This window comes from Singulisphaera rosea (genome assembly GCF_054877945.1).
This window is the reverse complement of the sequence record NZ_JBTYIP020000005.1, coordinates 133,812-153,958: the sequence shown is the minus strand read 5'-3', so window position 1 is coordinate 153,958 and position 20,147 is coordinate 133,812. Positions and strand designations below refer to the sequence as shown.

Below are 20,147 nucleotides of genomic sequence, written 5' to 3'. Positions count from 1 at the left end.
CCTTCGCGACTCGAGGGACGGTAGTCCGACGGCCGCGATGGACGACTTTCGGCGCTCGGTCCGATCAAGGCGTTGCCTGGTCGGCTTCTTCGAGCAGGTCGACCACGCCCTCGCGGGTCTTGGCCTGACGGAGGAAACTGACGAAGCGTTCATCCTTCAGGTGCCGCGAGATATTCTCGAGGGCCCGAAGGTGGTCACCCGGCTGATTCGGGGGCGAGATCAGCAGGAAGAGGATGTCCACCGGTTCCCCGTCGAGGGCGGCGAAATCGACCCCGCGCCTCGAGAGGGCGACGGTCCCAATCAGACGGTTCACGGTAGGATGCCGGGTATGCGGGACCGCGACCCCCTGGCCGATCCCGGTCGAGCCGAGTTCCTCGCGACCGAGGATCGCCCGGGCCACGCTCTCCAGATCCCCTTCGGCAAGCCGGCCCGCATGCACCAGGCTTTGCACGATCTCACGGATCGCATCTTCTTTACCGGTCGCCTGAAGATCGACGAGGATCGCCTCGTTCACCACGAAATCCGAAAGCTTCATCCGACCCTCCATCGACGTGCCGCCAGACTCCCGATCCGACCGCGGGCGGCCCCGATCGGGAGACACCAAGGCGGTGCGGCCACGCCGGCCGCCCTTTCCAGGGCGGCCCAGTCGTCGCGACGCTCTCTAGTCAGAGACTGAGACGGTTCCACGCTCGATCGCACCCCTCGAGATCGAATCACGACGACTCCGGAGGCTCGGGAAGATCGGCCTCCGGTGACGCCGTCTTGCCGAGATGGACGTCTCCCTTGTGGCTCTGGACCTTCTCTTTGTACCGGCGAAGCTGCTGCTCAATCTTGTGGACGCACTGATCCATCGCCGTTTCCGGGGTCGGCCCCTCTTCGCGAGCGACGAAGTCGTGCTTGTGCTCCGCAGACACGAGGATCTCGACCTGCCAAGAATGCTTGAGGTGCTCAACCTCCACGTCGATCGCCATCAGACGGCCGAAATACTTCGTGAGTTTCTCGGCCTTTTCGCGGAGGTAAGACTGCTGTTCGGTCCCCAAGCCACCATGGCGGGTCGTAATCTCGATATGCACCCGTCCGCTCCTTGCCTAGTCATCCCGCCTGCCCGAAACAATGTCGCGGGCGTCAACAAAGACTAACTCCGCTGGCGACTTCGGTCAAGGGTCCACCGTCGTCCGACGTGCCTTCCCGGCCCCTCGCGCCGGCTCCTCGCCGTCCCCGATGGAGGCATCCTCCGGCCGGGTCGGACACATCATAAGGTAAGCACGCCAACGTCGGTTCCGAACGGCAGACTCGCCTCGACAGACGACCCGCGACGCCGACCGTGGGCGGGAGTTGTTTCCCGATCGGCTAGTAAACTACTATGCGAAAGCAATGCGTCGTCGCAATGCCTCCTTCACGGATTCGACTCAAAACCTGCGCAGGGGCGATGGGCTTATGGCTCTGCTTGGCGTCCTCGATCGCGAACGGACCGTGGCCCCGCCCGGGTTCGATCGCTGGCTCATCCCGCCGGCCGCGCTCGCTGTTCACCTCTGCATCGGCGAGGTCTATGGGTTCAGCGTCTTCAACAAGCCCTTGACCCAGGTGATCGGGGTCACCGAATCGATCCGAGGCCGCGATTGGACCATCCCCCAGGTCGGCTGGATCTACTCGATCGCCCTGATCATGCTCGGCCTCTCGGCGGCCGTGCTCGGGCGCTGGGTCGAACGCGTCGGGCCGAGGAAGACGATGTTCGCGAGCGCCTGCTGCTTCGGCGGCGGGTTACTGCTCTCCAGTCTCGGCACCCACCTCCACAGCATCGGGCTCCTCTACCTGGGTTACGGCGTCATCGGGGGCATCGGCCTGGGACTCGGCTACATCGCCCCCGTCTCGACGCTCGTCAAGTGGTTCCCCGACCGCCCCGGGATGGCGACCGGCCTGGCAATCATGGGCTTCGGAGGAGGGGCCCTCATAGGAGCCCCCCTGGGTATCGAGCTCATGGGTCACTTCAAGACGAGCACCTCGGTGGGAGTCGAGGAAGCATTCCTCGTCATGGGACTCGTGTACTTCGCCTTCATGATGTTCGGTGCGATCAGCGTCCGAGTCCCCGCGGCGGGCTGGACGCCCGCAGGTTTCGTCCCGACGACTCGACCGAGGGCGATGGTCACCCAAGACCACGTCGCCGTGGACCGCGCCTGGACGACGCCCCAGTTCTGGCTACTATGGGCCGTGCTCTGCCTGAATGTCACCGCCGGGATCGGCATCCTCGGCCAGGCCTCCTTGATGTGCCAAAACATGTTCGGCGTCCCCGAGGCCGTTGGCGCCGGGTACGCCGGGCTCCTGAGCCTCTTCAACATGGGGGGCCGGTTCTTCTGGTCCTCGACGTCGGACTGGACCGGGAGGAAGGTGATTTACACCCTCTACTTCGTCCTGGGAGCCTTGCTTTACGCCCTGATTCCACTCACTCAGAAGATCCACAACGTCTCACTATTTGTCCTGGTGACCGCCCTGATCATCTCGATGTACGGCGGCGGGTTCGCCACGATCCCCGCCTATCTGCGCGACCTGTTTGGCACGATGCACCTCGGCGCGATCCACGGGCGGCTGATCACCGCCTGGTCGATGGCCGCCGTCCTCGGGCCGCAGCTCGTCAACTACGTCTCGACGTATCGGATCGAACACGGCGTCCCGAAAGCGGAGGCTTACAACGCCACCATGAACCTGATGGCTGGCCTCCTCCTCATCGGCCTCGTCTGCAACCTCCTCGTCCGACCCGTCCACACTCGGCATCACCACCAACGGGATTCGCCAGTCCTTTGATCTAGCCAACGGAACCGACCCATGATCGATTCCCGAACAAAGACCCCGACCGGCCGGCTCGCGTTGGCCTGGATCATTGTCCTCGTCCCGCTCGGCTGGGGGGTCTACCAGAGCCTCCTCAAGTCACTCCCCCTGCTCCGCGGCACGACCTCAGCCACTTCGCCCCTCGCCCCGAGGAATCCGGGACCAGATGGAAGCCACTAATTCTTTCAATTATTAAAAATGAATTTCGTCGACATCCAAATATTATAAATCGACAAAAATCAACCGGCACAGTCATCCCGGCTTCTCGCGTTGACTCGGCACGAGCCTTCCCCCCGGCGGGCGGGGCACTCTCGCCCCGTTCTTGCGGCGGGAACCGAGGCGAAAGTGGCGGGGCAAGAGTGCCCCGCCTTCCGGGGGATCGCCCTCATCCGCGAAGGATCCCTGCAGGCGGCCCAACGTTTCGCCTCGACCCCCCACTTGAAGATCGGCCTCGAGCCTATCGAGAAGGCGAAAGCGGTCGGTGATTTGACAATTCAGTGAAGCCTCCCAATCGCGGCAGTCATCATGTAAGGTCGTTCCCGGGGATTTCGACCTGACGAAGAGTCGGGCGACTTGGCCGGAAGCCCCTGGGGAGCGATGCTGACGTGTGGACGCAAGTTTATGACCCGTTGGGCAACTGGCCGGCCTCGACGTTCATGGCGGCCCTGCCGGTCCTGGTGTTGCTCGGGCTTTTGGCCTCGGGGAAGGTGGGCGCCTGGCAGTCGGCCCTCTTCGGGCTGATCTCGGCGAGCGCGGTGGCGATTTTTATCTTCAAGATGCCGGTCGCGATGGTCGTCTCGAGCGCCGGGGTGGGGGTTGTCTTCGCCCTGTTTCGGATCGTCTGGTTGATCGTCGCGGCGGTCTTCCTCTACGACCTCGCGGTCGCGACGGGGCAATTCGAAGTGATGAAGGCGTCGATCGCCGAGTTATCGGGGGATCGCAGGCTCCAGGCCGTGCTTGTGGCGTTCTCTTTCGGAGCGTTTATCGAGGGTGCGGCGGGGTTCGGAGCTCCGGTGGCGATCTCGGCAGCCTTCCTCGTCGGACTGGGATTCGACCCTTTCAAGGCGGCCGTCCTCTGCCTCATCGCGAATACCGCCCCCGTCGCCTGGGGAGCCATCGGGACGCCGATCCTGACCTTGAGCAAGGTGACCGACCTGGATGTTGAAGCCCTGAGCGCGACGTCGGGACGAATCCTCCCGCTCCTTTCGCTCCTGATCCCGTTCTGGCTCGTCCGGACGATCGTCGGCTGGCGCGAGACGTTCGCGATCTGGCCGGCCCTTGCGGTGATCGGGGGAACATTCGCCGCGATCCAGTTCGCTTGGTCGAACTTCGTCGGCTTCGAGTTGGTCGACCTCGTCTCGTCGGTTGGTAGCCTGGTCGCGGGCGTCGTCCTGCTAAAACTCTGGCATCCTCGAGAGACCTGGCGTTTCGCCCACGACGGCGGGACGCCCGAGGCGACCGCCTCGCCGACCATCGAGCTGACGACGAAGCGCGTCGCCCGAGCATGGATGCCCTTCGGTTTGCTCTCTCTCACGGTCTTGATCTGGGGCATCCCCGCGATTGCGCCGTTGGGGACGCCGGCGGTCAAGGACTGGCTCGACGCTCGGACCTCCTGGAAACCCGAAGTCCCCTGGCTTCATCTGAAAGTGGCGAAGGGGGCTGCGGTCACCGGACATGAGACCCCCGAGGAAAAGGACAAGGAGAAGGCCACGGTCGACCTGGTCCCGGCCTCATCCACGGGGACCGCGGTCTTCCTCGCGGCGATCTTGAGCGGCCTGTTTCTGGGCGTGAGTCCAAGCAGGATGGCCGCGATCCTGGGACAAACCGTCGTCCGGATGATCCCCGCCATTGCCGCGATCTTTAGCATGCTTGCATTGGGTTTCGTGACCAAATATTCGGGAATGGACGCGGTCCTCGGTCTCGCATTCACCCGGACCGGCCCCTGGCTTTACCCCGTCTTCGGGACCATGCTGGGCTGGCTTGGCGTCGCCTTGACGGGCTCTGATACGTCGAGCAACGTCCTCTTCGGTAACCTCCAGAAGATCACCGCGAAGACGCTCGGCCTGGATCCGGTCTTGATGGCTTCCGCCAACACGACCGGCGGTGTGATGGGAAAGATGATCGACGCCCAGTCGATCGTGGTGGCCGCGGCCGCGACCGGAGAAGGGGGGCGCGAAGGAGAAATCCTCCGGGCGGTCTTCATCCACAGCATCGTTCTGGCGCTACTCGTCGGGGGGATCGTGTGGGTCTATGCCCACTACATGCCCTGGATGGTCGCCGCCGCGGGCGCCTCGGGACCGTGAAGCGAAGCGAAGTGATCGGTCGAGTCGCGACCCTGTCGGATTGTCCGAATCGGACCAATGGAAATGCCCCGCGACTTCACCCGGTGGCCGGGTCGGAATCGGCGGGGCATTCGGAATGGAAAGCGATCGAGGTTACCGGCCCGAGGTTCGGGGGGACATCCGGGAGAGAGGAGCCCGCGAATGGGCCGGTAGAACGGGGCGGTGGGGCCTCCGGAATCCCAGGACAAGGTCCTGGCCCGACCGCTCAGCTCTGGCTCCGGCCGTGCGTGAATTCATGCTCCGAGAAGGAGGATCGCCCTTCCCCGGCGTCGGGGGCCTCGGCCCATCGTCCCGCCCGGGTTTCCGGGGCCTCGCGGACGACGTCTTCACGTTCGGGGGCTTCGGCGACGTTCGATGCCGGCAGGCTCTCCATCGAGAGGGGGCTCGACACCGACTTGGTCGAGGACGGGTTAATCAAACGCTTCGTACGAATCGCGACGGACATGCAACACCTCCCCGCGCGGCGCGGGAAAACCCAGGGACGGGGAGTGGCGATCCCTCGAAAGGGTCAATCCGGTCTCCCTTCCCGCGACAGACCTTGCTCGCGGCCGGTCGCGCGACCGCCCCACGGGGGCGATCGCGGAGCCTTCCAAGGATACGTTCGCCACCCTCTTCGAGGTTCGACGGACCCATCCTCGAGTTCTCCATTGATGAGTCTAACCGCTCACCAATGGTTCGGCCAGTGAGATAAGAGGGCGGATTCGTCGGGTTCTACTTATTAATCGGCGCCGGTAAGATCCCCGGTTCCGGACTGAAATCCTTGGGAGAGAGACGATGCGGATCGGGATCCTATCCGACACCCACGACCAGGTCGCGAGGACGGCCTCGGCCGTCAGGCTCCTCGTCGCCGAGGGGTCCGAAGCCCTGATCCATTGCGGCGACATCACCATCCCCGACGTCGTCTACGAGTGCGCCCGGCTCCCAACCTATTTCGTGTTCGGGAACAACGACTTCGATCAAGACGACCTCCGCCGGGCCATGAACGACTCAGACGGAGTCTGCCTCGGACGCGCCGGCGAGATCATGATCGGCGGGAAACGGATCGCCGTCGCGCACGGAGATTCCTCGCGAGACTATCGGCGCCTCCTCGGGACTCGGCCGGATTACCTGTTCTACGGCCATACCCACGTGGCGGCCGATGGTCGCGACGGTCCGACCCGCGAGATCAACCCAGGTGCGATTTATCGCGCGTCGGTCTGGACCGTCGCCACCCTCGACCTGGAGACCGACTCCCTCCGGTTCCACACCGTGACCGATCCGATCGTCAGGGGCCGTTGAAGGTCCAACGGTTACATCCCTCGCCTTACGAACGAGGGATGTTCCGATCTGGCGGACATTGCGGGCTCGGTGATATGATGCCGGGCACCTCTCAAGAGACCACATCCTCGGCACGAATGGACTCGCGACGGCGCCGCTCGAGACCTCGACTCTCCCGCGTGACATCCACTGGAATGGAGGTAAGGATGCGTCTTTGCCTGGTGGAAGACGACGCTGTGGCCGGGCTGGAGCCCTTGACGTTAACCCGACCCGCGTATGAACTTATCCTGGGTGCGACCACGCTCGGCGCGAAGATCGCGCGCGCCTTTCGGATCGGCCCCGGGCCGCATCGCCGAGGCGCGGTCATTCGCCCTTACCTCGGCCCGATCCAGCAATTTCGGGATCCCCACACCACCGTGAACGACCGGGACTGGCTGGCTCGAGGGCCGGTGCTCGTGGCGAACGCCCGCTGGCTACCTCCCGACGACCTCGAACTCCCTCAGATCGGAGGGACGTGGCTCGGCCTGTGCGATGGTTTGCCGGCGTGTGCCCTCGTCGGACCCGACCAGGCGGTCGACCTCGAGACGAATCGTGTCTCGGGATGGTTCGAGGAGCAAGCCGAACGACTCGGAGGTCAGGAACTCGGCGGCGAGTGGATCCGGAGGCCCTGGGACCTTGTCGCCAAGAATGCCGATCACCTCAAGCGAGACTTCGTCGCGGAAGGGCGGATCGGGGTCAGCAATCGCCACCTCGTGACGGCGGCGGTTGTCGGGCCGGTCAACCGCCTCTTCATCCACGAGTCGGCCAGGGTTGATCCGTACACGGTCTTCGACACGACGCAAGGGCCGATCATGGTCGGCGCCGGGGTCGTGGTCCAACCGTTCACGAGGATCGAAGGCCCCAGCTTCATCGGCCGAGACACCCAACTGTTTCGCGCCAACATCCGTGGTGGGGTGACTCTCGGGCCAAACTGTCGGATTGGCGGGGAAGTCGAGGCATCGATCGTCCACGGCCATTCGAACAAATACCACGAGGGATTCCTCGGACACGCGTATGTCGGCGAGTGGGTGAACCTCGGAGCGATCACGTCGAACAGCGACCTGCGCAACGACTATGGCGAGGTCTCCGTCCCGCTCGGCGGCGACCCCGTGGCGACCGGCCAGGCCAAGGTCGGCTGCTTCATCGGCGACCACACCCGCACCGGCCTCGGGAGCCTGCTCAACACGGGGACCGCGATCGGCGTCATGTGCAACGTCTTGCCCGCGGGACCGCTCCTTCCGAAGCATGTCCCGTCATTCACCGCAGTCTTGCACGGTCGGGTCGCGCCGGGTTCCCCTCTCGAATCGATGTTCGAAACGGCCAGGACGGTCATGGCACGACGGGGCCAGCACTTCACTGACGTCGAAGAGCATCTCTACCTCGACCTCTACGAACAGACCCGCCTCGAACGCGAACGCGCCTGGCAACGCAACTACGACCGACGTATCGATCCTTGGCCGCTCGGCCTCCGCAACCCTCGTTCGGGAATTCCAGGCTCGGACGCGGTCTGAAGGGAACGACTTCGAGGTGCTTGAGTGGATCCACAGATAGCGTAGAACGACGCAGATGGAATCGAAAACGTTTTCGACGTTCATCTGCGCCGATCTGCGACATCGGCGGAAAGACTGACCTCCTCGGTACGGTTCGATGGGCTCCAACGCCAGCCGAGCCGGCGATGGACGACCTCGGCGGAAGGGTGAGTCGACTCCCGTCCGCCGAGGATGCCACAACGCTCAGTAAGAGTCGGCGCTGATGACTTCGCCGGCGCTCATCGATCCGAGGGCCACCCAGGTGGTGATGTTGACGGTGTTTTTGGCGAAGCGAACCGAGCCGTCGCACATCAAGGAGTTGACGCCACCGGGATGTCGGCTTCGCGAGGCGGCGTAGCAGCCGGCCTCTTTGCCCTGGGCGAAGCAAGGGAGATTCTGGCCGGGCTGGTTATCGCAGAGGTCGCCATTGGCGAGATTCGCGGGGCTCTGGCCGGGCTTGGACGACCCGTAGGCCGGGAGGTTGTCCATCGTGTTGCCGCCGGCAGAGTCGATGTAAGGCGAGCCGGCCCAGAAGTCCACATTGCCGTTGGGGGCGAGTCGCGTGACGAACGAATGCGCCCCAGGGAAGTCGGTCCAGATCAGTCCTCGGATATCATCCGAAGCACCCTGGAGGATTTCGCCACCGAGTAACGTGTTGCTCGTACCGTCGGTGACCGAAGCGATCGAGGCGAGCAGCGGCCCCGTGGCCCCCTGGTTGTAACCGAACGGCGAGGCGCGGTGAGCAGAGGGGTTCGACACGAACCAACTGTCGCCGGTCTGGCCTTGGCCGTAGTCGGTGTTCCCCCAGTTCACCCCGTAATTCCCCTTCGTGATCTGGAGGGCCGGGACACCGGATAGCACGGCTCCCACGGCCGACCCCTGGACACTGAACGTCTTCGGCGAGTCGCTGGGGCACTGGAAGAAGCCGATCTTAGTCGTCAACAACGTCGAATTTGCTACGTACGAGTATGGATAACCCGTCACCAACATCGTCCCTTCCGAGCCAACCGAGAAATTGAAGGCATTGGCCAGGTTCACACCTTCCATGTAAGGCAGGGTGAGGAGGAACCAGGTGGTGTTCTGGCAATTGCTGCCGAAACCCACGCCGCCACACGGCGGCATCTTGGTGTTGAACACCTTGCCCGAGGGGAACGAATTGTTGGAGCTGTGATAGTTGTGCATCGAGAGGCCGAACTGCTTGAGATTATTGACGCACTGGATGCGTCGCGCCGCCTCTCGGGCCGCTTGCACGGCGGGCAGCAAGAGGGCGATCAGGACCGCGATGATCGCGATCACCACCAACAGCTCGATGAGCGTGAACGCGCGACGACCGGTTGACGTCCTCATACCATGCGACCCCGATTATTGTTGGTGACGAAGGTTGGTTTCGAGACGGGGGGATGGTGAAAGGCTTGCCCCGTGTATGAATAAGCATACTCGATCAGATTCACCAGTAACTCCATGCTCCCGTTCATGACGTCAGATTGCAAGGGAATTCCCAGAGTTTTTTTTGAATCCGAGGGTGCTGGTCTATCGACGGTGATTGATCACCACATCGTCGCCCGTTCCCTTGAAACCCAGCGGGTTCGGGATCCAGTCGAGGGTATCCTTCGATTGAGCGACAGGTACGGCGCCCGCGAAGACCTGCGGCCTCTAACGGCATGGGACTCAGTCCCGCGCAAGGAGACTCGGTGCTCCGATCCCAAGGTCGACGCAGGATCGGCACGCCGAGCTTCGTTCCAATGGGAAAGCGTTAGTGGACACCAAGGTCTCTTGAGTACTAATAGACATCAACTCGCAGACGTTTCGGACTCCATGAATGGAAGGGGATGGGATCGCGCGTCGGAGACGCGAGCGACATTCATCCTGTTTCCTTGTACGTCGAGCAAATGCCTCTGAGACAACCCTTTCGTAGAATGTCCTCAACAACCTTAGGTTACGCCCGCGTCCGAAGACTCTCGTTACAATCTTTTACAAACACAAAGAGGCGGCCATCGTCGCGAGTGTGGCGCTCGCCCAAGCACAATGGTGCAGGCGAAATGATGCGGACTCGACTCGACGCTGCTCGGAGGTCGTGAGCGAGCCGACGATTTCGCGTTGAGCGAACGTTGCTGAATGGCCGACCTTGATTGGGATAGGCGATCGAGAAATCGATCAGTCGGACGGGAGGTCGGGAGATGGGACGTCGTCGGGGCCGCCGAGGGCGTGCATAGCATCCTGACGTTCGAGCCACCGCCAGAAGCCGAAGCAGGAGGAGAAGAAAGTGTTGGTCAGGTGGTTGAGCAGCTCTTGGTGGATCCCTCCCTCGAAGTTGAGCCACTGTTCGCAGACGACCCGGCCTGAGGTCGAGGTGTTCGGGTCGTCGATCTCGAGGTAGACCTTCGGCATCTTGTAGAGGCTATTCCATTCGTTGCAGAGGCGGAGCACCCGATCCCAGTCGGTACGAGCGACGCGCCTCATGGTGTCACCGCGGAGGCAGTATTGTTCGTCCTCGTCGCCGGAGACCGCGAGGAGGAATCGGGGATAGCCGGAGATCTCCTCGTCGTAGCCAAACTCGACGATGAAGTCGCCGTCACGGTCGCGGAGGTAATGGAGTTCGCCCTGGTCGAGGAAGGACTCGATCATCGTGCGGCCGAAGGTCTCGACGAATCCCATGCAATGGTCCCCCCCTGGACGGTCCCGACCGACAGACCTTTCGCATGCCATTGGAGTCGTCCCCCGGGGCCGCCGCAAGGGGCGTGTCGCCGACTCGAGGGCGAACCTCGGGCTTGCCCTGATGTCTACGATAATGTTTGTTGGGCGTGTGGGTCCGACGAGCAAATGTTGTCGATGTGTTAGAACCGGGAAGGTGGCGTTAGCCATGGCCGCGGCGGGGGTTTCGGAGCCGGGTGTCGTCGATCGTCGGGAAATCGATTTCGGCGCGTATGTCCTTTTGGCCTTAATGGTTGTGATCGGTTCCGGCACGGCGCCGGCGGCCAAGTTCGCGGTCAAGGAATTGCCCGTGGGCCTCCTCCCACTGGCGAGGTTCGGCGGCGCGGGTCTTTGCCTCCTTCCCCTCGTCTGGCGAGGCGGGGTGCTCCGCAGGATGTTCCGCGAGGACCTCGGTCGGCTTGCCCTGGCGGCCGCGTTCTGCGTGCCAATCAACCAGTACTTCCTCCTCAGCGGCGCGAAGCTCGCGCCGACCTCCCATGTCGCCATCATCTATGCGTCGTGCCCGCTCGTCGTCGCCCTCTTAACCTCGGTCCTCGGCCAGGAGCGACTGGCCGCCCGGCGGTTGGCCGGGATCTTGCTGAGCGTCTCGGGCGTGGTGGTGATCGGCATCGGCAACCTCATGCACGGGACGGCGTCGGGCCGTGACGTCCTCTGGGGCGACCTGCTGCTCGTCGGGGCGGTGGCCTCGTGGGGCATGTACCTCACCGTCAACAAGCCCCTCATCACCCGACACGGGGCACTCCCAGTCCTGGCCGGCACATTCCTTCTCGGTGCCCTCTTCAACCTGCCGATCGCGCTCGCGACCCTCCCCGACTGGCCGCCGCTCTCCGCCGCGTCTCCGGCCGCCTGGAGAGGCCTGGCCTACCTCACCTTGATCGTGTCGGTCTTCGGGCTCGCGTTTCAGAATCAGGCACTTCGCCGCCTCGACGCGAGCCAGGTTGCCAACGTCGGCAACGCCGCACCCATCCTGACGGTCCTCTGGGGGATCTGGCTTTTTGAGGAGGCCATCACCCCAGCCCTGGCCCTCGGTGGGTTGCTGACCCTGGCCGGCATCGTCTGGACGAGCCGACCCGAGCCCCGCCGAGCCTGCCTCGAGGCGCGATGACTCTCGATGCGGGTGCGGACGGATCCAATCCGCGGCACCCGCATCTTCCCCGAAAGGCCGGACGACTCGCTTATCGCTGAATCGTCTCTCCGGCAATGTGATCGCCTCGAACGATCCTGCCGGACAGCGCGACGTCCTCGAGGGGCGTCGCCGCGGGAACAGGCCGATAGTCGGGGAGCTTCGACCAGGACCCAGCTTTCGATGGGGAGGCGAGGTCTCGGGCCAGGATTTCGGCGAGGTCGAAGGACAGGGTGTGCGCCCCTTGGCCGTCGAGGTGGGTCGCGTCGACGAAGACATCAGGGCCGTAGCCAGCGTACCGGCCGTCGACGATTCGGATGTGGGGATATCGGGATTCGAATCCGCGGATGAATGCCAGGTATCCCGCCTCCGCTCCCGATGCCTCTCGCCTGGCCTGGAGTTGCGGAGAAAGCGGCGGCAGGATCCAGTAGACAGGGATCGCTTTCTGGGCCGTGAGGTCGAGGATCTTGCGCACGTAGGCCTGGTTGACCCGATGGCAGTACCATCGGTCCGACAGGAGGGTCTTGTGCTGCGCGGCGTCGACTTCGCCGGTGAACGCGGGGTTTTTCGACGCAACGTTGGCGCCGTCGTTCACGCGCCAGTTCCGTTGACAGATCTGGTTCGTCAGGCGGAGCGGATTCACCTCGCCCCGCAAGGCCGCGGTGATCGCGCCTCGGATCTCATGTCGCGAACGGAACGAGGGCAGGGCCCTCCCGATCGCCAGTTCGGTGAGCAGTGACGCGCCCCCACCCGTCCTGACGAGGTCGAAGCATTCTCGGGGCGTCAAAACCTCCTGGAAGTAGCGGAGGTTGTATCGGGGGCTGCCCACCAGGACCCCGGGCTTGAAGTTAAGCACGACCGCCGACGGCTTCGCTCCTGCCTCGAGGGCCCGGCGGAGCAGAAAATACGTGATCGGCGAGGGGCCTCGCGCAGCGGCGAGGTTGCTGGTCTTCCGACCGATCCGGGCCTCGACCACGGCGGGGATCACGCCGTGTTTGACGAGGCTGTCGCCGACGCAGAGGATCTCGGCCCCGGGGGCTCGATCTCGAGCATCCTCGGCACTCAGTCGCCAGTTCAAGCTGACCGGGTCGGAGAACTCGATCGGGTGGCCCGCGACGAACGTCTCCACGAGCATGATCAAGCCGAGCATCCCCACAACCCCGGGGGGGAATCTCCCTCGGCTATCGGCAGCTCGCCCGGGCTCCTCGTCGCTTACACGTGAATCGGCGTCCATCCGCTTCAGGCCCATGTGGTTCGATCTCGCAGCAGGCCCTTGAGATTCCTCAACGTCTCGCCGGCGCCGACGGCAACGCCCCTGATCGGCTCGTCGCTCGGCACTTAATTCGGGGACGGTCGCGCCCTCATAAGCCTCGGATCGCGAAAAAAATCCAGCCCAAAGTCGATGTGTGGCGACGCTGCCGTGATGGAGATGGTCTCTGCACCGTCTTGCACTTGCTGCGAGTCTTGCCCCCGGCGGCGCCGGGCGGTTATCCTCGTCCTCCCCGTCGCCTTGGCCCAAGGGCCCGGCGATCTGCCGCTACTTATGAGTGAGGTTCTTCGATGGGACAGCGCGGTGGACTCGTCGTCTACGTGACCAGCCACGGGTTCGGCCACCTGAACCGCTCCGTGGCCGTAATCAATCGGATGCCGACGGACATCCCGGTCACGATTCGGTGCCATCCAAACCTGTTCGATCACTGGCAGGAGCGGCTCCGGAGGCCGGCGACCCTGGAATCCCACGTCTCGGATGTCGGGGCACTGAATCCCCCCGGCGATAGCGCGACGACCGACGGCGAGGGGACGCTCAAGCTCGCGGCCCAGGTCCATGCGGGAGCGATGGAAGGGGTCGATGACGAGGCCGAGACGCTCCGCGAGGCGGGAGTCGGCGCCGTCCTCTGCGATGCCCCTCCCGTCCCCCTGGTCGCCGCAAGGCGGGCCGGCGTACCGGGCTTCCTGCTGGCCAACTTCACCTGGGCCGACATCTACGCGCCCCACGCGAAGAAGCTTGGCGGCGAACACGTCGCGTTCGTTTCCGAGCTTCGCAAGGCCTACCGACACGCGACGGGCCTCTTCCGCACGGAGCCCGCGCTCCGGCTCGTGGACGTCGCACCGACGACGGAAGTCGGCATGGTCGTCACGCCTGGTCGTAACCGCTCCGTCGAACTCAAGGGTGTCCTCGGGCTCTCCCCCTCCGACCGGTTGGTCTACATCTATGTCGGCCGTTACGGGCAGTCGAACCTAGGCTGGGAGCGTCTGGGCGAGCTCGAGAAGAAGGGGATCCATTTCGTCGGCTTCCACGCGGCCCCATCCGGATCGGCGTCGAACGTCCACGTCGTGCCGGCCACCGGCTGGACCGGGGCCGACCTGGCGGCCTCGAGCAACGCGATGGTCGCGAAGGCCGGCTACGGAACCGCCTGCGAAGCGATGGTCGCGGGGACCCCGATGATCTACCCGCCCCGGACCGGTTTCGCCGAACATCGGGCCCTCGACCGAGCCCTCCGAGACTGGGGAGGAGGCATCCCCGCCAGCGCCCGGGCGTTCGCCGAGTTGCGGATCGAAGGGTTGCTCGAGAAGGCCCTGGCCCTCAAGCCCGGCCCGCCGCCGTTCCCCGCGGACGGCGCGGCGAGGGTCGCCGAACATCTCACCCAGACCTGTCGGACCGCCTCGCCCACCCTGCGAGCGGCTCGGAAACTCTGAACGCGACGTCTCGCACGCCGACGTCACGAGCACGAAGGCGGGCGATCGCGAACTCGAACGCCGCCGGAGAACGCCCCATGAAGTTCGTCATCCATCCGGCCCTCGAAGCCGATCGTCTCGAGACGCTGAGGGCCCAGGCTCCGGAGGCAGAGTGGGTCAACGCCGCCGATCCCGCCGAGGCGATCGGCTCGATCCAAGGCGCCGACGCCTATCTCGGCAAGATCACGCCCGAGATTCTCGCCAAGGCCGACCGACTCTTTTGGGTCCAGGCGTTCACCGTCAGCCTCGAGCACTACATTTTCCCCGAGTTGATCGCCCATCCTTGCCTGCTTTCCAACATGCGGGGAATCTTCGGCGACGTCATCGCCGACCAGGTGATGGGATACGTACTCAGCTTCGCCAGAAATCTTCACATCTACGCCCGCCGGCAGATTGAACACCGTTACGAGCCTGTCGGCGGCGAGTCCGCGCGGGTCAGCAACGCGAGTGGCCCGGGGACGGTCAATGCCATGGACCGCGGCACGATCTACCTCCCCGACGCCACGCTCGGCGTGGTCGGCCTTGGCGGGATCGGGGCCGACATCGCACGTCGGGCCCTGGCTTTCGGGATGACGGTCCGCGCGGTGGATCGCTACCCGGACCGCACGAGCCCGCCGGAAGGGGTCATGTCGGTCGAGGGACTCGACGCCCTCCCTGAGGTCCTGGCGTGGAGCGACTTCGTCGTCATCGCCGCTCCCCAAACCCCCGAGACCGAGCGGCTCTTCGACGCCAAGACCCTTTCCTCCATGAAGGAAACGGGTTATCTCATCAACATTGGTCGAGGTGCCATCGTGGTCCTCGACGACCTGGTGGCGGCCCTCCGCTCGGGCCGGATCGCGGGTGCCGCGCTCGATGTCTTCGAGGTCGAGCCGCTCCCCGCCAATCATCCCCTCTGGGACCTCCCCAACGTCATCATCACCCCGCACACCGCCGGATACTCCCCGATTATCGCCCGGCGACACCTCGCCACCCTGGTCGAAAACGTCCGGCGCTTCGCCGGCGGAGTGACCCCGACCAACGTCGTGGACAAGGCCCTCTGGTTCTGACCGCGGACGCCGAGTCACCTCCTTGGCCTGCCCTTCCGACATCGATTCCGAGATCCGCCACCCCTGATCCGCCTTGATCCCTCAACGCGTGGAGCTCGCCGATGCGAACCGTCCTGACGGGACTCCTGGCCTTGCTCATCTCGTGCTTGCTGAACGTCCAGGCGACCGCCCTCGGTTCTACCCCGTATGAGCGAATCAAGACGGCGATCGACGCCGTCCCGGCGATCGACACGCACGACCATCTCTGGCCGTTCGACCGCTTACCGGGCCTGATCGACACGGACAAAGGCCGCGGGATGACGCTGTACGGGCTCTGGCAGGCGAGCTACATCCCGCCAGTCGCCCCGCTCACGATTCGACAGCCAGGCGAAACGTTCGACGCCTGGTGGTTCCGAGCTCGTCATGACTTCGACGACGCCCGCGCGACGGGGGTCTACCGATACCATCTTCCCGCGTTCCGCGACCTCTACGGAGTCGACTTCGACCGCATCACCGACGCCGAGGCGAAGGCCCTCGATGCCAAGATCTTCGAGAACTACCGCGACACGCGATGGGTCGACCACGTCGTCCGGGAGCGAGCCAACATCGAGTTGATGGTGAACGACCCGTATTGGGGACGCTTCGACTTCATCACACGTTACCCGTACGAAGTCCTCGTCTTCAACGTCACGACCCTCCTCGACGGCTTCCACCCGTCCGAGTTCAAGTCACCCGCCGACGACCCGTACCGATTCGCGTCCGGGAAGAACCTCAAGGTCGAGACTCTCGATCAATACCTCGAAGTCCTCGAAAGTCTCTTCGTCGAGGCGAAGTCCAAGGGGGCCGTCTGCCTCAAGTCGACCCGCGCCTACTCGCGGACCTTGCAGTTCGACGACATCTCGAAGGAACGCGCGAGCAAGGTTTTCGGCAGGCCGAGGAGCGAGCTCTCGCCGGTTGACGTGAAGGCGTTTCAAGACTTCATCATGTGGCGGCTCTGCGAGCTGAGCGCGAAGCACGAGCTCCCGTTTCAAATCCACACCGGGCACGGGCGGATCCAGGGGTCAAACCCGATTCTGCTCGTCGACCTGATCCAGGCCAACCCGAAGACCAAGTTCATCTTGTTCCACGGCGGGTTTCCATGGGTCGGCGAGACCGGCGCAATCGTGCTCCGTCACGGGAGCCATGTCTGGATCGACATGGTCTGGCTCCCCACGCTCAGCCCGACGATGGCCCGTCGAGCCTTGCACGAATGGCTCGAGTTGGTCCCTTCGAATCGCATCATGTGGGGTGCCGACTGTAGCCATGCCGAGGGGATCTACGGGGCGGCCGTCGTGATGCGCCAGACCATCGCCCAGGTCCTCGCCGAGAAGGTCGAGCGGAGCGAGTTGCTCGAGGAACACGCCTTGCGGATCGGCCGCCAGATCCTCCGCGACAATGCCCTCGCGATCTTCCCCCAGCTCAAGGCCCGGACCCGACCCTATCCCGTGAAGTGATCTCGAAGCTCCGTCTCCCCAGGCGTCGAATCCCGAATCCCGGGTTCTTTCTCAAAAACCGGGTTTCTGACGCAGTCGAGGTCGTCAGGCCCGATTGGGGTTCCGCTGAATACTGGCTCAGAAACCCGGTTTTTCAGAAAAACCGGGTTGCGAAACGAACACTCGATTCTCAAAACCATAAACATAACAAGTTTTCTCCGAGATTTATCGACAAACAAGAAGCCCCGACCTCCTCCTGCGACTCTCATCGAGCCACGGTGGACGATCGGGGCAATGGTCAAAGAAATCGCTGTGATGATTCGCGTCAGATCAGCCGTTCGGGCCTCGCGACAGGTCGTCCATCACGGCTCGCTTGTAGTCGTCGTTCGTCGCGGGGCCGGCGTCATTGGCCACCCGGGCGCCGGGAGCGGTGAGGGCGTGATAGGCGATGAGGAGCACCACGGCGCCGGCAATGGCGGCGATCCAATCGGTGATCCCGGTGCTCGGGTCATATCCCATTTCCCGGGCCGCGTAGCCGCCGAGCTCGGCGCCGCCGATGCCGAGGAGCATGGTCCAGAACCAGTTCATGGGGTCGCGGCCGGGGTGGACCATCCGAGCGATCGCGCCGGCGACAAGGCCGAAGATTGCATATCCAACAATCCACATCGAACGTTCTCCTTGATCTTGTGAGGTCGGTTGTTTTTGACGAAATCCGGGAGCGATATCCTGTTCCGACGCCCGGTCAACGATCGTAAGAGCGGTTCAGGAGTTTGCCGGCGATTACCCCCACGAGGCCGGCGACGAGCGGCTTGCTCATCCAGCGGACGAAGAACGGCTTGTCCGCCACGACTCGACTGAAGACCTCGGGGTGGTTCTGCCTCGAGTATTCGGCGAGCTTGGCCACGTCGTCGGCGCTGGCTTTGTCCGGCTCCGAGCTGCCTAGGCCGAGCATCTTCTGGAGCCAGGTCGGTGCGAGCCCGCGTTGCTGGAGCTCGTCGAGCAGATCCTTCGCAATCTCGGAGCGCTCATGGGGCTGCATCTTCGACGCGGCGTCTCGGAATTGCGGCTCCATCTGCTCCGGCGGGACCGACTCGGGATGAAAGGCCTCGCCGACTCCCGCTTCGACGTCGCGTCTCGGGGCGCCCGACGAGAAGTTGGAAAAGTGCTCGAAGTGGTCGGTGTCCGGCGAGTCGCCGCCAGAGCCCTTGGAGAGTTGCTCGAACACGGCATTCTTATAGTCTTGATTGCCCCACTGCGGCATGGACGTGCTCCTTCGAGTTAGTCTTCCCAGCGCACTTCGCCGTCGCGTTCCAGATGGGCCTTCCCGATCCGTTCCCCTTCGGGGTCGAAGACGGTGGCCACGAGCTCGCCCTTCGGGAATTCCTTCCGCGCCCCTTCGAGCAAGGATTTGGTCAGGGGCCGGACGTCGGCCGGCTTCACATCGCGTGTAACGCCGAACCAGAGCCGTCCGTTCCGCTCGAGATCGGCTTCGACGTAGCGGATCAACGACTTGCCGTGGGACTCGGCCCAGGCCGCGAACGTCTTGTCGCGTTCGGTAACTCCGCCCCTTTGGAGGGAATCCGTGGCAGGTGGCTGCGAGGGTGCCGGGACTTGCGTATGCGGTGCGGCATTCCCCGGGCTACCCTCGTGAGCGATCCGATAGCGAACCCCTTCGCCGGGCCGGAAGTGAGCCTTGAGTATGGGCTGTCCCTCCGGGTCGTAGACCGAGAGGAGGATGGGCCGGTCCGGGAAATCTTTACGGGCCCCGGCCATCAAGCTTTTGGTGAGAGGCAAGGTGTCGTCGGGCGCGACCGACCGCGAAACCTCGACGCGCAACTCGCCTTTCTTCTCGAGACCCACGGCGGCTTTCTTGATCAGCCCGCCGGAATGGTCGCGAAGGAACTTCGCGAAGGTGCCGTCGCGCTCGGTTTCCCAAGAGACGTCGGCCACAGCCGCGGGCCGATCCACGTCCCGGGGAGCCGTCGAGGGGAGGGAGGGCCGCCTCGTCTCATACGGTACGCGAGGGGTCTCGGTCGGGATCTCGACGTCCCTCCCGTTGCAGCCGGCTGCAAAGCCACTCCCGGCCGCCATCGCCGCCATCAAGATAGACCGCTTCCAAACCGATGTCACCACGATGGCAACTCCTTCGTCTCAAGCTTCGTCGACGACAGGTCCCGGGACTCCAGAAACTGCCGCTTCCATCTTGAGCAATTCTCGGGCCGAATTCGAGTCATCGATTCGTTGAAAGGACGATGCCGATCGTACGGGATCCGACTCCGCCCTCTCAGTCCTTCGGATGTGGGGCCACAATATCGAGCCCAAGCGGCGGACCAGCCTTGAACCGTCGCGACCCGAACCAGGGGAGGAGTGTACGTAGGATCTCACGCCATCGCGTCTCCGCCTGTTGGATTCCGGGGAAGCGTCGTGGTTAAGATGAGCGGCACGTCGGCGAGTCGGTCCGGGGAGCGAAGAGTTGAGACGTCTGCCCCCGGAGCTCGTCGCGACGCACGTCGCCAAGCCTAAGGTGTCCCCAGGGGTTCGTCCATGAAGAGGAATTTCGTCCTGACCCTGACAGGCCCCGACCGGATCGGGATCGTCGGCGAGTTGACCAGGCTCTTGACCGAGCGTGGGGGTAATGTCGAGACGAGCCGGATGGCCCGGCTCGGGGGCGAGTTCGCCGTCTTGATGCTCGTCACGATGCCCCCCGACGCCTTAAGCTCGCTCGACGACGGCCTCAAGGGACTGCTGGGCGACGGCTACAAGGTCACGACGACCGTCTCGGAACGCACCTACGCCGAGGCCTACCCCGGGTGGCTCCCCTACCAAATCGAGGTCAACGGGGCCGACCACGAGGGGATCATCCACGAGATCTCCCACTACCTCTCGCAGAGGGGGATCAGCATCGAGTCGATGGAGTCGGAGTGTACCCCCGCGCCGACCAGCGGCATCCCCTTGTTCTCGATGACCGCCCAGGTCGTCGTCCCGCCGAGTCTCGCCGGCCAGGGGTGGGAAGCTGGGCTCCAGGACATCGGCAACCGGATGAACCTCGAGATCGAGGCCTTCGCCCAAAAGGATTGAAAGTCTCGCTC

The 20,147-nt window shown here is 64.1% G+C and carries 19 protein-coding genes; 10 read left to right on the top strand and 9 right to left on the bottom strand.

The features are described from left to right. Positions 1–64 precede the first annotated feature (64 nt). On the bottom strand, positions 65–535 hold the full coding sequence (locus ACYOEI_RS11680) for a PTS sugar transporter subunit IIA (protein WP_462849682.1): 471 nt from the start codon (positions 533–535) through the stop codon (positions 65–67). 178 nt (positions 536–713) lie between these two features. Then, positions 714–1,073 carry a ribosome hibernation-promoting factor, HPF/YfiA family gene (hpf, locus tag ACYOEI_RS11675; protein WP_462849680.1) on the bottom strand — a complete coding sequence of 120 codons (360 nt, stop codon included), beginning with the start codon at positions 1,071–1,073 and terminating at the stop codon, positions 714–716. A gap of 364 nt (positions 1,074–1,437) precedes the next feature. Between hpf and ACYOEI_RS11670 the strand changes: the two genes are divergently transcribed. The 3 genes from ACYOEI_RS11670 to ACYOEI_RS11660 all read left to right on the top strand — a co-directional run bounded on the left by ACYOEI_RS11670 (position 1,438) and on the right by ACYOEI_RS11660 (position 5,126). Then, positions 1,438–2,799 carry an L-lactate MFS transporter gene (locus ACYOEI_RS11670; RefSeq protein WP_462849679.1) on the top strand — a complete coding sequence of 454 codons (1,362 nt, stop codon included), beginning with the start codon at positions 1,438–1,440 and terminating at the stop codon, positions 2,797–2,799. Between the two features lie 21 nt (positions 2,800–2,820). Then, complete coding sequence (locus ACYOEI_RS11665; protein ID WP_462849678.1) at positions 2,821–3,003, top strand: MFS transporter small subunit; 183 nt, start codon at positions 2,821–2,823, stop codon at positions 3,001–3,003. Between the two features lie 425 nt (positions 3,004–3,428). Then, positions 3,429–5,126, top strand: coding sequence for an L-lactate permease (locus ACYOEI_RS11660; RefSeq protein WP_462849676.1), 1,698 nt, complete (start codon positions 3,429–3,431; stop codon positions 5,124–5,126). Between the two features lie 244 nt (positions 5,127–5,370). On the opposite strand, the gene ACYOEI_RS11655 is transcribed toward ACYOEI_RS11660, so the two are convergent. Beyond that, positions 5,371–5,610, bottom strand: coding sequence for a hypothetical protein (locus ACYOEI_RS11655; RefSeq protein WP_462849675.1), 240 nt, complete (start codon positions 5,608–5,610; stop codon positions 5,371–5,373). A gap of 329 nt (positions 5,611–5,939) precedes the next feature. Between ACYOEI_RS11655 and ACYOEI_RS11650 the strand changes: the two genes are divergently transcribed. Both ACYOEI_RS11650 and ACYOEI_RS11645 read left to right on the top strand, forming a co-directional pair. After that, positions 5,940–6,443, top strand: a complete 504-nt coding sequence (locus tag ACYOEI_RS11650) for a metallophosphoesterase family protein (RefSeq protein WP_462849674.1) — start codon at positions 5,940–5,942, stop codon at positions 6,441–6,443. Between the two features lie 185 nt (positions 6,444–6,628). Then, a complete protein-coding gene (locus ACYOEI_RS11645; RefSeq protein ID WP_462849672.1) occupies positions 6,629–7,972 on the top strand; it encodes a putative sugar nucleotidyl transferase in 1,344 nt (447 codons plus the stop codon). Between the two features lie 222 nt (positions 7,973–8,194). Here the strand turns inward: ACYOEI_RS11645 and ACYOEI_RS11640 are convergent, their stop codons facing one another. Both ACYOEI_RS11640 and ACYOEI_RS11635 read right to left on the bottom strand, forming a co-directional pair. Beyond that, positions 8,195–9,337: a DUF1559 family PulG-like putative transporter gene (locus ACYOEI_RS11640; protein WP_462849671.1), complete on the bottom strand. Its 1,143-nt coding sequence runs from the start codon at positions 9,335–9,337 to the stop codon at positions 8,195–8,197. 807 nt (positions 9,338–10,144) lie between these two features. Next, a complete protein-coding gene (locus tag ACYOEI_RS11635; protein ID WP_462849670.1) occupies positions 10,145–10,645 on the bottom strand; it encodes a type III secretion system chaperone family protein in 501 nt (166 codons plus the stop codon). A 205-nt stretch (positions 10,646–10,850) separates the two neighbouring features. On the opposite strand from ACYOEI_RS11635, the gene ACYOEI_RS11630 reads away from it, so the two are divergent. Then, the gene (locus tag ACYOEI_RS11630; protein WP_462849669.1) at positions 10,851–11,807 is read left to right on the top strand and encodes a DMT family transporter; all 957 of its coding nucleotides are present in this window, start codon (positions 10,851–10,853) and stop codon (positions 11,805–11,807) included. A gap of 70 nt (positions 11,808–11,877) precedes the next feature. Here the strand turns inward: ACYOEI_RS11630 and ACYOEI_RS11625 are convergent, their stop codons facing one another. After that, the gene (locus ACYOEI_RS11625; protein ID WP_462849667.1) at positions 11,878–12,975 is read right to left on the bottom strand and encodes a hypothetical protein; all 1,098 of its coding nucleotides are present in this window, start codon (positions 12,973–12,975) and stop codon (positions 11,878–11,880) included. A gap of 410 nt (positions 12,976–13,385) precedes the next feature. Between ACYOEI_RS11625 and ACYOEI_RS11620 the strand changes: the two genes are divergently transcribed. The 3 genes from ACYOEI_RS11620 (at position 13,386) to ACYOEI_RS11610 (ending at position 17,079) form a co-directional block, all read left to right on the top strand. Then, the gene (locus ACYOEI_RS11620; protein ID WP_462849666.1) at positions 13,386–14,522 is read left to right on the top strand and encodes a hypothetical protein; all 1,137 of its coding nucleotides are present in this window, start codon (positions 13,386–13,388) and stop codon (positions 14,520–14,522) included. A 77-nt stretch (positions 14,523–14,599) separates the two neighbouring features. Then, the gene (locus ACYOEI_RS11615; protein WP_462849665.1) at positions 14,600–15,607 is read left to right on the top strand and encodes a D-2-hydroxyacid dehydrogenase; all 1,008 of its coding nucleotides are present in this window, start codon (positions 14,600–14,602) and stop codon (positions 15,605–15,607) included. Positions 15,608–15,708: 101 nt separating this feature from the next. Next, on the top strand, positions 15,709–17,079 hold the full coding sequence (locus ACYOEI_RS11610) for an amidohydrolase family protein (RefSeq protein ID WP_462849664.1): 1,371 nt from the start codon (positions 15,709–15,711) through the stop codon (positions 17,077–17,079). A 309-nt stretch (positions 17,080–17,388) separates the two neighbouring features. Here ACYOEI_RS11610 and ACYOEI_RS11605 read toward each other — a convergent pair whose 3' ends face one another. From ACYOEI_RS11605 to ACYOEI_RS11595, 3 genes are all read right to left on the bottom strand, one after another. Beyond that, on the bottom strand, positions 17,389–17,724 hold the full coding sequence (locus ACYOEI_RS11605; protein ID WP_462849663.1) for a GlsB/YeaQ/YmgE family stress response membrane protein: 336 nt from the start codon (positions 17,722–17,724) through the stop codon (positions 17,389–17,391). A 76-nt stretch (positions 17,725–17,800) separates the two neighbouring features. Beyond that, positions 17,801–18,319, bottom strand: coding sequence for a hypothetical protein (locus ACYOEI_RS11600; RefSeq protein ID WP_462849661.1), 519 nt, complete (start codon positions 18,317–18,319; stop codon positions 17,801–17,803). 17 nt (positions 18,320–18,336) lie between these two features. Beyond that, positions 18,337–19,191, bottom strand: a complete 855-nt coding sequence (locus tag ACYOEI_RS11595; protein WP_462849660.1) for a hypothetical protein — start codon at positions 19,189–19,191, stop codon at positions 18,337–18,339. Between the two features lie 411 nt (positions 19,192–19,602). Between ACYOEI_RS11595 and ACYOEI_RS11590 the strand changes: the two genes are divergently transcribed. Then, positions 19,603–20,136 carry a glycine cleavage system transcriptional repressor gene (locus tag ACYOEI_RS11590; protein ID WP_462849659.1) on the top strand — a complete coding sequence of 178 codons (534 nt, stop codon included), beginning with the start codon at positions 19,603–19,605 and terminating at the stop codon, positions 20,134–20,136. Positions 20,137–20,147 lie beyond the last annotated feature (11 nt).